Here is a 12,901-nt window from a genome sequence, read left to right on the forward strand (position 1 = left end):
GATCGTTCCCACGCTCCTGCGTGGGAATGCCTCAACGGACGCTCCGCGTTCGGCTTTCGAAGGGACGCGGAGCGTCCCGGGCTGCATTCCCACGCAGAGCGTGGGAACGATAATAAAAACCGCCGCCCTGTTTTCAGCGGTTTTGCAATCAATTGTTCAATACCGAAGGATTTTCACTTTTCCATTCTTGCTCTTGGATAATTCGAACTCGACCTCTCCGCCCACTTTGACGTTCGCCTGCTGGGCATCGGTCAATGGAATGTTGAATCGGTATTCTTTGGCGGTCAGAAAAAACCCCGTGGCTTCGGCAAAGGAAAGCGATCGTCCCGATTGCTTCGGCGTGATGGTGCCTCTTCCAGTTTTTTCGTCATAGCTGCTGAAAATACCTTTCATTGCCTTGCTCCCTGCACTCGTCCGCATAACCGCGCCAGGTTCGCGGCAGCACCTTGCATCAAACTGCAAAATCACGACGAGCGCACCTGTCAGAGTTGACAGTAAGGGGAGATCTCAGACCAATGGCTGCGCAGCACCATCAAGAATCCCGACGCAAATCCGGCGGAATCGGCAAATCATCCTTCAGCGGATCCGGGCGCTTGCCCTTGCCCGCCTGGTGTTGGCGGATCTGGTAGACGTAGGCCAATACCTGCGCCACCGCCAGATACAACCCACCGGGAATTTCCTGCTCGAGCTCAGTTGAGTAATAGATCGAGCGCGCCAGCGCGGGCGACTCGAGCAGCATGACGTTGTTGGCCACTGCGATTTCGCGGATTTTCAGAGCGATGAAGTCGCTGCCCTTGGCCAGCAGCACCGGCGCGCCGCCCTTCTCCGAGTCGTATTTGAGCGCGACCGCGTAGTGGGTCGGGTTGGTGATGACCACGTCGGCTTCGGGGATTGCGGCCATCATCCGGCGCTGGGACATTTCGCGCTGGGTCTGGCGGATGCGTTGCTTGACCTCTGGGCGACCTTCCTGGTCCTTGTGTTCGTCGCGCACTTCCTGCTTGGTCATCAGCAGCTTCTTGTGCGCTTCCCAGAGCTGCACCGGCACGTCGACGGCGGCGATGATGATCAGGCCGCAGGCCAGCCACAACGTGCTCCAGCCCACCAGCAAAACGCTGTGAATGATCGCCATGTCCAGTGGTTCGTGGGCGATGCGCAGCAAGTCATCGACGTCGGCGGACAGCACCAACAGTGCCACACCCAGAGTAATCAAAAACTTCGCCAGGGCTTTGAGCAGTTCGACCACAGCCTTGAACGAGAACATCCGTTTGAGCCCGGCGGCCGGGTTCATCCGACTGAATTTGGGTGCCAGCGAACTTGCCGCGAACAGCCAGCCACCGAGGGAGATCGGCCCGATGATGGCGGCGAGCAACAGGGTGATCATCACCGGCTGAATCGCCAGCAAGGCGATCAGGCCCGACTCCAGCAAGAACCGGCCCATCGCGCCCTGGTCCATCACCACTTCGCGCGACAGGGTGAAGTTCAGGCGCATCACGTCCATCAGTTCTTGCGCGAGCATGCCGCCGAAGATCAGCAGCGCAGCGGCGCCGGCCATCATCACCGCAAGGGTGTTGAGCTCTTTCGAACGGGCAATCTCGCCTTTCTCACGGGAGTCCTTTTTGCGTTTCTCCGTGGGGTCTTCTGTTTTGTCCTGACCGCTCTCGCTCTCTGCCATGACTCAGCGCGCCCGTGCCAGTTCGCGTAGCAACTGCAAGGCCTCGCTGGCCAAGGGTTGATACTGGTTGAGAATGTCCGCCAGGCCCACCCAGACGATGAACAGGCCGAGCACCAGGGTCAGCGGAAAACCGATCGAGAAGATGTTCAGTTGCGGCGCGGCGCGGGTCATCACGCCGAAGGCGATGTTGACTACCAACAGTGCGGTGACGGCCGGCAACACCAGCAGCAATGCGGCGCCTAGGACCCAACCGAGCTTGCCGGCCAATTCCCAGTAATGCGCAACCATCAAACCACCGCCGACCGGCAGCGTGGTGAAGCTTTCAGTGAGGACTTCGAACACCACCAGATGGCCGTTCATTGACAGGAACAGCAACGTCACCAGCATGGTGAAGAACTGCCCGATCACCGCCACCGAAACGCCGTTGGTAGGGTCGATCATCGAGGCGAAGCCCATGCCCATCTGCACCGCGACAATCTGCCCGGCGACGGCGAAGGCCTGGAAGAACAGTTGCAGGGAAAAGCCGAGCACGGCGCCAACCAGAATCTGCTCACCGATCAGCAGCAGGCCGCTGAGATCCAGCGGGCTGACGGCGGGCATCGGCGGCAGCGCCGGGGTGATGACCACGGTGATCGCCACGGCGAAATACAGGCGCACGCGCCGCGGAATCAGGGTGGTGCCGAACACCGGCATGACCATCAGCATCGAGGCCACGCGAAACAGCGGCAACATGAATGACGCCACCCAGGTGCTGATCTGGGTGTCGGTCAGCTGAAGCAGCGATTGCATGGCTTAGCCGATGACCATCGGAATGTTTTTGTACAGCTGGATAATGTATTCCATGAACGTCTGCACGATCCACGGACCGCCAATGATCAGGGTCACCAGCATCACCAGCAGACGCGGCAGGAAGCTCAGGGTCTGTTCGTTGATCTGCGTGGCAGCCTGGAACATCGACACCAGCAGGCCGACCAGAAGGCTCGGCACCACCAGGATGGCAACCATCATGGTGGTCAGCCACAGGGCTTCACGAAAGATATCGACCGCGACTTCCGGCGTCATGGCGAAACACCTCCAAAACTGCTGGCCAGAGTACCGATGATCAGCGCCCAGCCATCGACGAGCACGAACAGCATGATCTTGAACGGCAGCGAAATGATCAGCGGCGAGAGCATCATCATACCCATGGCCATCAGCACGCTCGCTACCACGAGGTCGATGATCAGGAACGGAATGAAGATCATGAAGCCGATCTGGAAGGCGGTTTTAAGCTCGGAGGTTACAAACGCCGGCACCAGAATGGTCAACGGCGCCTGATCCGGGCTGGCGATGTCGGTGCGCTTGGACAGGCGCATGAACAACTCCAGATCGCTGGTGCGGGTCTGCGCGAGCATGAAGTCCTTGATCGGCACCTGAGCCTTTTCCACCGCCTGCTGGGCGGTGAGGGTTTCCGCAAGATACGGTTGCAGCGCGTCGTTGTTCACCCGGTCGAACACCGGCGCCATGATGAACAGCGTCAGGAACAGCGCCATGCCGGTGAGGATCTGGTTCGACGGCGTCTGTTGCAGGCCGAGGGCCTGACGCAGGATCGAGAAGACGATGATGATCCGCGTGAAGCTGGTCATCAGAATGACCGCCGCTGGAATAAAGCTCAGCGCGGTCATGATCAGCAGGATCTGCAGACTGACCGAATATTCCTGCGCGCCGTCGGCATTGGTGCCCAGCGTGATCGCCGGGATAGACAACGGATCGGCGGCGAACGCCAGCGGCGCGGCCAGCAACAGGACCAGCGTCAAGACGATGCGGAGCGCACCCATTACTTCGTATCCTTCTGGTCCTTGCCAAGAATCTTCAGCAGATGCTGAGCAAATTCCGGCGTCGCTTTTTCACTGGCGGTGGGGACTTCGACCGGCTCTTTGAGCACGTGCAGCGCGGTGATGGTGCCGGGGCTGAGGCCGAGCAGAATCTGCTCGTTGCCGACCTGCACCAGCATCAAGCGGTCACGCGGGCCGAGCGCGCGTGAACCGATCAACTCGATCACCTGGCCCTTGCCCGCCGGCCCCGCCTGTTGCACGCGGCGCAGCAGCCAGGCGAGGAAGAAGATCAAGCCCAGCACCAGCAGCAAACCGAACACCAGTTGCGTCAACTGACCGGCCACGCCGCTGTTGACCATCGGCGCGGTGGCGGCAGGCGCGGCAGTGGTTGCGCCCGGTTCGGCAGCCAGCACGCTCAACGGCCATGCCAGCAGCACCCAGAGAAACCTTTTCACTCAGCGCAGCTTCTTGATGCGTTCGCTTGGGCTGATCACGTCAGTCAGGCGGATGCCGAACTTCTCGTTGACCACCACTACTTCGCCGTGGGCGATCAAGGTGCCGTTGACCAGCACGTCGAGCGGCTCACCGGCCAGACGATCGAGCTCGATGACCGAACCCTGGTTGAGTTGCAGCAGGTTGCGGATGTTGATGTCGGTACTGCCGACTTCCATCGAGATCGACACCGGAATGTCGAGGATCACGTCCAGGTTCGGACCGTCGAGGGTCACCGGATCGTTGTTCTTCGGCACGCTGCCGAACTCTTCCATCGGCAGACGGTTGGAGCTGGAAGTGCCGGCGTCGGCGGCCAGCAGTGCATCGATGTCAGCCTGGCCGGCATCACCGGTTTCTTCCAGGGCCGCAGCCCATTCATCGGCGAGTGCCTGGTCGTCCTGCGCGTTCATATCGTCGTTCATCATGTGTCCTCGGCGGGCAACAATTCGGTTAAATACGGGGGTGAAAAGCGCCGCCTCAGCGACGCTCGATCGGCTCGATCACCTGCAACGCGAGGTTGCCTTTGTGCGAGCCCATCTTGACCTTGAAGGCCGGCACGCCGTTGGCGCGCATGATCATGTCTTCCGGCATCTCGACCGGGATCACATCCCCCGGTTGCATGTGCAGGATGTCGCGCAGCTTCAACTGGCGGCGGGCCACGGTGGCACCGATCGGCACGTCGACATCGAGCACGTCCTGGCGCAGGGCGTTGACCCAGCGCTCGTCCTGATCGTCGAGGTCGGACTGGAAACCGGCGTCGAGCATCTCGCGCACCGGCTCGATCATTGAGTACGGCATGGTCACGTGCAGATCGCCGCCACCGCCATCGAGTTCGATGTGGAAGGTGGAGACCACAATCGCTTCGCTCGGGCCGACGATGTTGGCCATGGCCGGGTTCACTTCCGAGTTGATGTACTCGAAATTGACTTCCATGATCGCTTGCCAGGCTTCTTTCAGATCGACGAACGCCTGCTCCAGCACCATGCGCACTACGCGCAGTTCGGTCGGGGTGAATTCCCGCCCTTCGATCTTGGCGTGACGGCCGTCGCCACCGAAGAAGTTGTCCACCAGCTTGAACACCAGTTTGGCGTCGAGGATGAACAGCGCGGTGCCGCGCAGCGGTTTGATCTTGACCAGGTTGAGGCTGGTCGGCACGTACAGCGAGTGCACGTATTCGCCGAACTTCATCACCTGCACGCCACCGACGGCCACGTCCGCCGAGCGGCGCAGCATGTTGAACATGCTGATGCGGGTGTAGCGTGCGAAACGCTCGTTGATCATTTCCAGCGTCGGCATGCGTCCACGGACGATGCGATCCTGGCTGGTCAGGTCGTAGCTTTTGACACTGCCGGGTTCGGCAGCATTATCGGTCTGTACCAGACCATCATCGACGCCATGCAAGAGCGCATCGATTTCATCCTGGGACAGCAGATCCTGCACGGCCATGTCGTGTTCCTACTGCAGTACGAAATTAGTGAAAAGCAACTGTTCGATGACCACTTTGCCCAGTTCTTTCTGCGCCACTTCCTGGACGCTGGCGGTGGCCTTCTGGCGCAACATCTCCTGGCCGACCGGGGTCGCCAGTGTGGCGAAATCCTGACCGGAGAAGAGCATCACCAGGTTGTTGCGGATAACCGGCATGTGCACTTTGAGCGCGTCCAGATCGGCCTGATTACGCGCCAGCATGGTGATGCTCACCTGCATGTAGCGCTGACGGCCGTTCTGGTTGTAGTTGGCAACGAAGGCCGGCGCCATCGGCTCGAAAATCGCCGCCTGCTTGCCGACCGGCGCTGCGTCAGCGGCCTCGGCAGGCTTGCTCTGCGCGCCGTGCATGAAGAACCAGGTCGCCCCGACGGATGCACCAATGGCCACCAGCAACGCCAGCACGATCACGATGATCAGCTTGAGTTTGCCTTTGGTTGCGGGGTCTTTTACTGCTGCAGCTTCGCTCTTCGCCATGCCAATAATCCGTCACTAATCGGGGGTTTCACAGTCGCACGGCAAGGCAAGAGCAAGTGTTATGCCAGAAGTGTCGGAGGTCGAGAACGACGCTAAAGTCAAAAGCACCCTCACCCCAGCCCTCTCCCGGAGGGAGAGGGGGCTGACCGAGGTGTCAGACGTCAAACATCGACCTGAAAGACCGAGTCGATTATGGATTCACAGCAGAAGTATCCGGTCGGCGTACTTCGCGAGCATCCCCCAGTCAGTCCCCTCTCCCTCTGGGAGAGGGCTAGGGTGAGGGGCTCTTGATTTTGCTCAAGCGTAATAGTCGACCGCGCTGCTGCCGATCACGCTGGTGGTTTGAGCGGCGGTTTCAGCAATGGCGGTCGGCGCCAATTCCTCATCCGCCGAATCCAAGCGGCCACCCGCAGCGCTGGTCCGGCCACTCTGCCCATGCTGCGCCTGCTCCTGGCCTTGCTGCCCCTGCCAGCCACGGTTCTGGTCGGCGACATTGACGTCGACCTGGCCCATGCCCTGCTGGTTGAACATGTCGCGCAGGCGGTGCATCTGGCTGTCGAGCGCTTCACGCACGCTCGGGTGCGCGCTCATGAAGGTGACCTGGGTCTGCTGATCGGGAACCATGTTCACGCGGATATCCAAGCGCCCCAGCTCCGCCGGCTGCAACTGAATGTCGGCGGCCTTCAGGTTGACGCTGGACAGGTACATGACGCGGTTGACCACTTCTTCGGTCCAGCCGCTCTGGTGCATGGCGATCGGCTGATTCACCGGCAGCGCATTGGCGGTTTTCGGCGTAGCGGCCTGGGTCAGTGCCGCCAGACGGTTGGCGAAGTCGTCGACACGGGTGTCGCTGGTGGCGGACTTCAGATCCTTCAGGCCATCGTCGATCAGCCCGCTAAAAGCTTGTTCGCCGCCTTGGCTGGTGCTGTCCTTGTCGGCCTGCACGTCGAGCATGCTGGCCATGCCGGCGGCAAAGTTCTGCGCGGCGGTCAATTCGCCGTCAGCCTGAGCTTGAGCAGGCGTGGCTTTCGGTTGCGCCTGACTGGCGGCGGAAATATGCCCACCCTGCTCCATCGCCATGCGTACGGCCGGCATCGAGTCGAGCGGGTCGGCCGATGGATCGAAATCGCTATCGGTGGCCGCCGGATCTTTGACCATGCCCGACACGACCGCCAATGCAGGCGCTTCGGTTTCCGGCTGGGCTGGCGTTGCGACTGTTGGCGTTTGCACCACAGGCGCTGGCACCAGTGGCTGGACGACTTGCACCAGCGCCGGATCAAGCGCCGGGTCTACAGGCGCCGCATCGGCCACAGGGGTTTGTACGGTTTCAGTGGTGTCATCGGCAGTGGCAGTCGCGTCGTCGCTCGTCGCCGGTTTGTCGGCAGGCAACGCTTTGCCGCTATCGGCAACTGCTGGCTCGGGCGCGGCAGACTGGTCTTTGCCGATATCCTTTTTGCCGCTGCTGTCCGCGACCTTGTCGCGTGCCGGCTTGACTGAATTATCGGCGCCCACGGCAGGCTTGGCCGGCGCCTGATCGGCAAACACTCTGGCGAAGCTGGAAGCCTTGTCCCCGGCGTCTGCGGCCATTGCCGACGATTTGGCAGAGGCGGCTTGCGCCTTGGCCTGGGCGGCGGTCTGAAGAAGAATGTTGGGGGTCGCAGGCATGACACGGTCTCCGCTGCACTGGGATCGTAGGTACAGTTGAGCAAGATGACTGCAAGTGCCGGGCCAGTTTGGCCAGACACTTGCGAAAAGCGCCGGACGGCAGCTTCAGTGGATGTGGGCGTGGTGCTTTTCGCTTTCGTACACCGGGCGTACTTCGGCGAATTCGGAATGGATATCGGCCACCAGTTGAGCGAGCGCTTCCGGACTTTTGTCCTTGGCATTCGACTCAAGGTCCTGGCACAACTCAGCCAGTCGAACCGCGCCCATGTTGCTCGCGCTGCCCTTGAAGCTATGGGCTACATCGGAAAGCGCTTTGACGCTGGTGCTGTCCTGCAACTCGTGCAGGCGGCTTTGCGAATCTGCCAGAAAAGTCTCCAGCAATTCCGTATAGCCGTCCTCCATCACCTCGCGCAAAGTATCGAGGACTTCGCGATCTACATGTGTGTCTGTCACTTGCTCACTCCTTGATCAAGAATGGGCGGATTATGCCTCAATCTCCCAGAAAAACTCCACGCTGGCACTACGACCCTGGTCCGACCAACTGGCGTTGCGCCCCAGTTGCCGGACCAGCCCGATGCCGCGTCCCGACAAGCGGACGTTATCCACGGGCCGCTCCATGACCCGCGCCACATCAAAGCCCTTGCCGCTGTCCTCGACGCGAATGACCAGCCGCCCGCCCTCGCCTTGCGGCTGGACCTGCAAATGCACGCGCACGAAACCGTCTTGCAGCGCCTCCAGTCGCGCCGCGCGCATTTCGTAGTAACGGGCAAAACCAGTGGCATCACGCTTGAGGCTCGAGTCCAGCCCGAGCACGCCATGCTCCAGCGCGTTGGAATACAACTCGGCGAGCACGCTGTACAGCGCTCCGCTTTGCGCGCGCAAGCCATGCACCTCAAGCAGCAACTGCAAGAGGAACGGCAACGGATTGAAACGCCTGAGCGTGGCGCCGCGAAATTCGAAACTGGCCGACCAGTCCAGCGGGCACGACTGGCCGCTGTCGGAATACACCGGCGCCGCGCCGTGGGCCTGCGCCGACTCAAGCAGACTGACCTCGACCATGCTCACATCGTCGCGGGCCTGCCCGCGAAAATCGCGCAGTGCCTGTTCGATATCCTCGAACAACCGATCCGGCTCGCGGTTCGCCGCAAACACCTGCTGCAAGCGTTCGACGCCGAACAACTGGTCATTGGCATCGCAGGTATCGATCACCCCGTCCGATAACAGAAACACTCGATCATCGACGGCCATCGGATACACATCCGTACGGTCATCGAAGGCTTGCGCGCTGAGAATCCCCAGGGGCAAATGCCGCGCCGGCAACGGCACGCGCTCGCCACTGGCCATGCGGTGCAAGTAACCGTCGGGCATGCCGCCGTTCCACACCTCCACCGAACGGCTCTGGAAACTCAGACTGAGCAACGTAGCGCAGCAGAACATGTCTACCGGCAGGATGCGCTTGAGCTTGGCGTTCATCTCGCGCAGGGTTTCGGCCAGGCCGTAGCCCTTGGCGGTCATCCCATAAAACACTTCGGCCAGCGGCATCGCCCCCACCGCTGCCGGCAAACCATGCCCGGTGAAATCGCCGAGCATGACGTGCATGTCACCGGCCGGCGTGTACGCCGCCAGCAACAAGTCACCGTTGAACAGCGCGTAAGGCGATTGCAGGTATCGGATGTTCGGCGCACTCAGGCAACCGGAATGCGCGACTTTGTCGAACACCGCTTTGGCCACGCGTTGTTCGTTGAGCAGATAGTCGTGATGTCTGGCGATCAGATCGCGCTGCTGCAGGACAGTCGCCTGAAGGCGGCGCAAGCGATCCATCGCCTTGATTTTGGCGGCGAGTATCACTTGGTTGTACGGCTTCGCCAGAAAATCGTCACCGCCAGCCTCCAGACACCGAGCCAGCGCTTCACTCTCGGTCAGCGAGGTGAGGAAGATGATCGGCACCAGCGCTTCACCCGCCAGCGCCTTGATCCGCCGCGCCGCTTCGAAGCCGTCCATCACCGGCATCAGCGCGTCCATCAACACCAGATCGGGCTGCTGCTCTTTGAACGTTTCGACCGCTTCGGCACCATTGGCCGCCGTCAGCACCTGATGGCCCTGACGGCGGACAATGGTTGACAGCAGCAGCCGGTCGGCGGCGCTGTCTTCGGCGATAAGAATGGTCAGCGGCTCTTGCGCCTGCATGGGCGTCAACTGATGTCGAAGAGTTTGTCGAAGTTGGAAATCGCGAGGATTTTCTTCACATCGGAGCTGCTGTTGACGACACGGATATCCGACTCGTCGCCACCGGCGTGATCACGCAGCAAAAGCAGCATGCCCAGCGCTGAGCTGTCGAGATAAGTGGCCTCTTTGAGGTCGACCACGATGGATTCGGGTTTGTGTGGGAGCCGTTCATACGACTCGCGAAATTCCTGATGGCGACCGAAATCGAACCGGCCTTTGACGGCGATGGTGAGCTTTTTCTGGTCTGGAGAGACTTCTGTAACGACTGACATTGACTGGCTTCCTTGTCATTGACGAACCTGTACAAGGTGTAGCACCTGGATAGGCTTGGGGCAAGGCGCAACGGGGAACAAGTGTGGGAGCGAGCCTGCTCGCGATGGCGGTCTGGCAGTTGACTACAGGGTTTACTGACACGGCGCTTTCGCGAGCAAGCTCGCTCCCACAGGGTTTGGCGGTGTGGTTTAGAAGGCATCACGCCGTGGCAAGCGCTGGGACAATTCATCGAGCAGCTTCTGCTCGCGCTTGTCTTCCAGGCGTTGTGCTTCATCACGATAGCGCTGCACCAGTTTGCGCAAACCCTCGACGCGGGCAAACGCCTGCTGCCATTCCTCACGCGCCTTGTCGAGCTTGTTCTGGTGCCAGACCAGGCTCTGCCGTTGCTGATCGACGGCAGTATCGAGTTGCGCCAGGAAACCCTGAAAACCCAGCAGCCATTGCCCGGTCACGCCGGTGCTGCCGCGCACGATCCATTGCTGCGAGTAATCCAGACGAAAGGCATTGAGGTCGGCCAGTTTGCTTTCGGCAACTTTGACCTGGCCCTGAAAGTAGGCGAGGCGCTGCACGGCGGCTTTCTCGGCCTTTTCGGCCATGTCCACCACCGGTGCCAGGCGCGCGGCGCGGCTGACGGCCATGGCCGGTTACCCGCCCGCCGCAGGGGCGAACAGGGTTTCCAGATAGGCCTGGCTCTCACCCAGATTTATTTTGTCGTTGAGGCCCTGGCGCTGATACCTGACCAGTTGTGGTTGCAGGGAAATCGCCAGATCGGTCTCGCGATCGCCACCGGCTACGTAGGCACCGACGCTGATCAAATCACGGCTCTGCTGATAGCGCGACCAAAGCTGTTTGAAATACTGCGCGCGCTGCATGTGATCCGGCGAAACCACCGCCGGCATCACCCGGCTGATGGACGCTTCGATGTCGATCGCCGGATAGTGGCCTTCCTCGGCCAGGCGCCGTGACAGGACGATGTGGCCGTCGAGCACGCCACGCGCCGAGTCGGCAATCGGGTCCTGCTGGTCATCGCCTTCGGACAGTACGGTGTAGAACGCCGTGATCGAGCCACCGCCCTTCTCCGCGTTACCGGCGCGCTCCACCAGTTTCGGCAGTTTGGCGAACACCGAGGGCGGATAACCCTTGGTTGCTGGCGGCTCACCGATGGCCAGAGCGATTTCCCGCTGGGCCTGGGCGAAACGGGTCAGCGAGTCCATCAGCAGCAGAACGTTCTTGCCCTTGTCGCGGAAATACTCGGCGATGCGCGTGCAATACATTGCCGCGCGCATACGCATCAGCGGTGCGTCGTCCGCTGGCGAGGCGACCACTACCGAACGTTTGAGGCCTTCTTCACCGAGAATGTGTTCGATGAATTCTTTAACTTCGCGACCACGCTCACCGATCAGGCCGACGACGATGATGTCGGCCTCGGTGAAGCGGGTCATCATGCCCAACAGCACCGATTTACCGACACCAGTACCGGCGAACAGACCCAGACGCTGACCACGGCCGACCGTCAGCAAACCGTTGATGCAACGGATGCCGACGTCCAGCGGTACGCTGATCGGATCACGGTTGAGCGGGTTGATTGTCGGGCCGTCCATCGGCACCCAGTCTTCGGCCTTCATGCCGCCCTTGCCGTCCAGCGCGCGGCCGGCGCCGTCGAGGACACGGCCGAGCATGCTCATGCCCATCGGCAAACGACCGGTATCGGCCAGGGGCACCACGCGGGCGCCCGGGGCAATCCCGGCGACGCTGCCGACCGGCATCAGAAAGACTTTGCTGCCGGAAAAACCCATGACTTCCGCTTCCACCTGGGACGGGTGGTAGCTGTCGTCATTGATCACCATGCAACGGGTGCCCATGGCGGCGCGCAAGCCTTCGGCTTCGAGGGTCAGGCCGACCATGCGCAGCAGCCGACCTTCAAGGATCGGCGCGCCGGCAATCTCGGTGGCCTCGGCGTAGGTGCTCAGGCGCTTGGCGAAGCTGGTGCGTTCAAGGCGCATCGCTGGCGTCCGCGCGCGGCTCGTCAGAGTCGACAGCCGCTGGGGTGTCTTCGGGAATGTCCAGACTCAAGTCAGGCGCTGCCGGATGCAAGGCCTGCTCGTGCAACTGGTCGAACAGCTTGGCCATGACCTGGGTCACCCGCGATTCGACACTGGCGTCGATGCGGCTGTGCTCGGTTTCAACCCGGCAGCCGCCCGGCAACAGCGACTCGTCTTCAACAATGCGCCAGGTTTCTTCGTGGCGTTCGCGCAGGGCTTTGACCTGGGCGAAATCCTGCGGATTGATGTACAGGCGCACGTTTTCCACGCCCAGCGGCAATAGCTTGAGGGCATCGCGCATGACGTGTTCGATCTGCGTTGAATCGATGGCCAGTTCGCGCTTGATCACCTGCTTGGTGATGTGTTGCACGAGGTCAACCAGCGACTTTTCAATCTGGGTGTCTTGCTCGGCGATCGGTTCGAACAGGTTGGCCATCAACAGCTCGAGGCTGGCGATTTTCGCCGCCAGCGCTGTTTCAGCTTCCTGACGCACCTTCAGCGTGGTGCTGTGAAAACCTTCTTTTTCGCCGATGGCGAAGCCCTCGTTGTAAGCCTCCTGACGGATGCTTTCGAGTTCCTCCAGGGTCAGTGGCTGGACTTCTTCCAGCGGCACTTCTTCCATTTCCGGCGGTTCAGGCTCCGGCTCAGGCTCGGGTTCCGGTTTCGGCGGGTCGAAGCTGGGCAGCGCCCAGGATTCGAAACCACGAACATCGCGGGCGCGGATCAGATCCGTCACAGACTCGTCAGGCTTATCCATG

The 12,901-nt window shown here is 61.1% G+C and carries 16 protein-coding genes; all 16 read right to left on the reverse strand.

Translation table 11 applies throughout. The annotated features are described in order from the left end of the window. Positions 1–156: 156 nt before the first annotated feature. Positions 157–393, reverse strand: a complete 237-nt coding sequence (locus D8U70_RS19740) for a hypothetical protein (protein ID WP_110645073.1) — start codon at positions 391–393, stop codon at positions 157–159. 139 nt (positions 394–532) lie between these two features. Continuing rightward, a complete protein-coding gene (gene flhB, locus D8U70_RS19745; protein ID WP_130929565.1) occupies positions 533–1,672 on the reverse strand; it encodes a flagellar biosynthesis protein FlhB in 1,140 nt (379 codons plus the stop codon). A gap of 3 nt (positions 1,673–1,675) precedes the next feature. Then, positions 1,676–2,461, reverse strand: coding sequence for a flagellar biosynthetic protein FliR (fliR, locus tag D8U70_RS19750; RefSeq protein ID WP_073472764.1), 786 nt, complete (start codon positions 2,459–2,461; stop codon positions 1,676–1,678). A 3-nt stretch (positions 2,462–2,464) separates the two neighbouring features. Beyond that, entirely contained in the window at positions 2,465–2,734 is a 270-nt protein-coding gene (gene fliQ / locus D8U70_RS19755; protein WP_016771067.1) for a flagellar biosynthesis protein FliQ, read from the reverse strand. Then, on the reverse strand, positions 2,731–3,489 hold the full coding sequence (fliP, locus tag D8U70_RS19760) for a flagellar type III secretion system pore protein FliP (RefSeq protein WP_016771068.1): 759 nt from the start codon (positions 3,487–3,489) through the stop codon (positions 2,731–2,733). Before fliP ends, fliQ begins: the two co-directional genes overlap by 4 nt. Continuing rightward, on the reverse strand, positions 3,489–3,941 hold the full coding sequence (gene fliO / locus D8U70_RS19765) for a flagellar biosynthetic protein FliO (RefSeq protein WP_016771069.1): 453 nt from the start codon (positions 3,939–3,941) through the stop codon (positions 3,489–3,491). The genes fliP and fliO overlap by 1 nt, the downstream gene beginning before the upstream one ends. Continuing rightward, the gene (gene fliN / locus D8U70_RS19770; protein ID WP_162999812.1) at positions 3,942–4,403 is read right to left on the reverse strand and encodes a flagellar motor switch protein FliN; all 462 of its coding nucleotides are present in this window, start codon (positions 4,401–4,403) and stop codon (positions 3,942–3,944) included. Positions 4,404–4,455: 52 nt separating this feature from the next. Further along, positions 4,456–5,424 (reverse strand): flagellar motor switch protein FliM, encoded by a 969-nt coding sequence (fliM, locus tag D8U70_RS19775; RefSeq protein WP_003222890.1) that lies wholly within the window; start codon positions 5,422–5,424, stop codon positions 4,456–4,458. A 9-nt stretch (positions 5,425–5,433) separates the two neighbouring features. Further along, complete coding sequence (fliL, locus tag D8U70_RS19780) at positions 5,434–5,937, reverse strand: flagellar basal body-associated protein FliL (protein ID WP_110645071.1); 504 nt, start codon at positions 5,935–5,937, stop codon at positions 5,434–5,436. Positions 5,938–6,234: 297 nt separating this feature from the next. Continuing rightward, positions 6,235–7,602 (reverse strand): flagellar hook-length control protein FliK, encoded by a 1,368-nt coding sequence (locus tag D8U70_RS19785; protein WP_130929566.1) that lies wholly within the window; start codon positions 7,600–7,602, stop codon positions 6,235–6,237. 105 nt (positions 7,603–7,707) lie between these two features. Continuing rightward, positions 7,708–8,055, reverse strand: a complete 348-nt coding sequence (locus D8U70_RS19790; RefSeq protein ID WP_110645069.1) for an Hpt domain-containing protein — start codon at positions 8,053–8,055, stop codon at positions 7,708–7,710. Between the two features lie 30 nt (positions 8,056–8,085). Continuing rightward, positions 8,086–9,789 carry a fused response regulator/phosphatase gene (locus D8U70_RS19795; RefSeq protein ID WP_130929567.1) on the reverse strand — a complete coding sequence of 568 codons (1,704 nt, stop codon included), beginning with the start codon at positions 9,787–9,789 and terminating at the stop codon, positions 8,086–8,088. A gap of 5 nt (positions 9,790–9,794) precedes the next feature. After that, positions 9,795–10,100: an STAS domain-containing protein gene (locus D8U70_RS19800; protein ID WP_016771075.1), complete on the reverse strand. Its 306-nt coding sequence runs from the start codon at positions 10,098–10,100 to the stop codon at positions 9,795–9,797. 189 nt (positions 10,101–10,289) lie between these two features. Continuing rightward, positions 10,290–10,739 (reverse strand): flagellar export protein FliJ, encoded by a 450-nt coding sequence (fliJ, locus tag D8U70_RS19805; RefSeq protein ID WP_016771076.1) that lies wholly within the window; start codon positions 10,737–10,739, stop codon positions 10,290–10,292. Between the two features lie 6 nt (positions 10,740–10,745). Then, entirely contained in the window at positions 10,746–12,104 is a 1,359-nt protein-coding gene (gene fliI / locus D8U70_RS19810; RefSeq protein WP_016771077.1) for a flagellar protein export ATPase FliI, read from the reverse strand. Then, positions 12,094–12,900, reverse strand: a complete 807-nt coding sequence (fliH, locus tag D8U70_RS19815) for a flagellar assembly protein FliH (RefSeq protein ID WP_130929568.1) — start codon at positions 12,898–12,900, stop codon at positions 12,094–12,096. Before fliH ends, fliI begins: the two co-directional genes overlap by 11 nt. Position 12,901: the final 1 nt, after the last annotated feature.

Origin of the sequence: Pseudomonas sp. Sample_20 (assembly GCF_004307585.1) — a bacterium.
Classification (GTDB): Bacteria; Pseudomonadota; Gammaproteobacteria; order Pseudomonadales; family Pseudomonadaceae; genus Aquipseudomonas; species Aquipseudomonas atacamensis.

Bases quoted from the DNA above. Each gene is read 5' to 3' on its own strand.
- flhB (WP_130929565.1), bottom strand. From the start codon at position 1,672: ATGGCAGAGAGCGAGAGCGGTCAGGACAAAACAGAAGACCCCACGGAG.
- D8U70_RS19785 (WP_130929566.1), bottom strand. From the start codon at position 7,602: ATGCCTGCGACCCCCAACATTCTTCTTCAGACCGCCGCCCAGGCCAAG.
- fliL (WP_110645071.1), bottom strand. From the start codon at position 5,937: ATGGCGAAGAGCGAAGCTGCAGCAGTAAAAGACCCCGCAACCAAAGGC.
- fliI (WP_016771077.1), bottom strand. From the start codon at position 12,104: ATGCGCCTTGAACGCACCAGCTTCGCCAAGCGCCTGAGCACCTACGCC.
- fliQ (WP_016771067.1), bottom strand. From the start codon at position 2,734: ATGACGCCGGAAGTCGCGGTCGATATCTTTCGTGAAGCCCTGTGGCTG.
- fliR (WP_073472764.1), bottom strand. From the start codon at position 2,461: ATGCAATCGCTGCTTCAGCTGACCGACACCCAGATCAGCACCTGGGTG.
- fliM (WP_003222890.1), bottom strand. From the start codon at position 5,424: ATGGCCGTGCAGGATCTGCTGTCCCAGGATGAAATCGATGCGCTCTTG.
- D8U70_RS19740 (WP_110645073.1), bottom strand. From the start codon at position 393: ATGAAAGGTATTTTCAGCAGCTATGACGAAAAAACTGGAAGAGGCACC.
- D8U70_RS19800 (WP_016771075.1), bottom strand. From the start codon at position 10,100: ATGTCAGTCGTTACAGAAGTCTCTCCAGACCAGAAAAAGCTCACCATC.
- fliN (WP_162999812.1), bottom strand. From the start codon at position 4,403: ATGATGAACGACGATATGAACGCGCAGGACGACCAGGCACTCGCCGAT.
- D8U70_RS19795 (WP_130929567.1), bottom strand. From the start codon at position 9,789: ATGCAGGCGCAAGAGCCGCTGACCATTCTTATCGCCGAAGACAGCGCC.
- fliP (WP_016771068.1), bottom strand. From the start codon at position 3,489: ATGGGTGCGCTCCGCATCGTCTTGACGCTGGTCCTGTTGCTGGCCGCG.
- fliH (WP_130929568.1), bottom strand. From the start codon at position 12,900: ATGGATAAGCCTGACGAGTCTGTGACGGATCTGATCCGCGCCCGCGAT.
- fliJ (WP_016771076.1), bottom strand. From the start codon at position 10,739: ATGGCCGTCAGCCGCGCCGCGCGCCTGGCACCGGTGGTGGACATGGCC.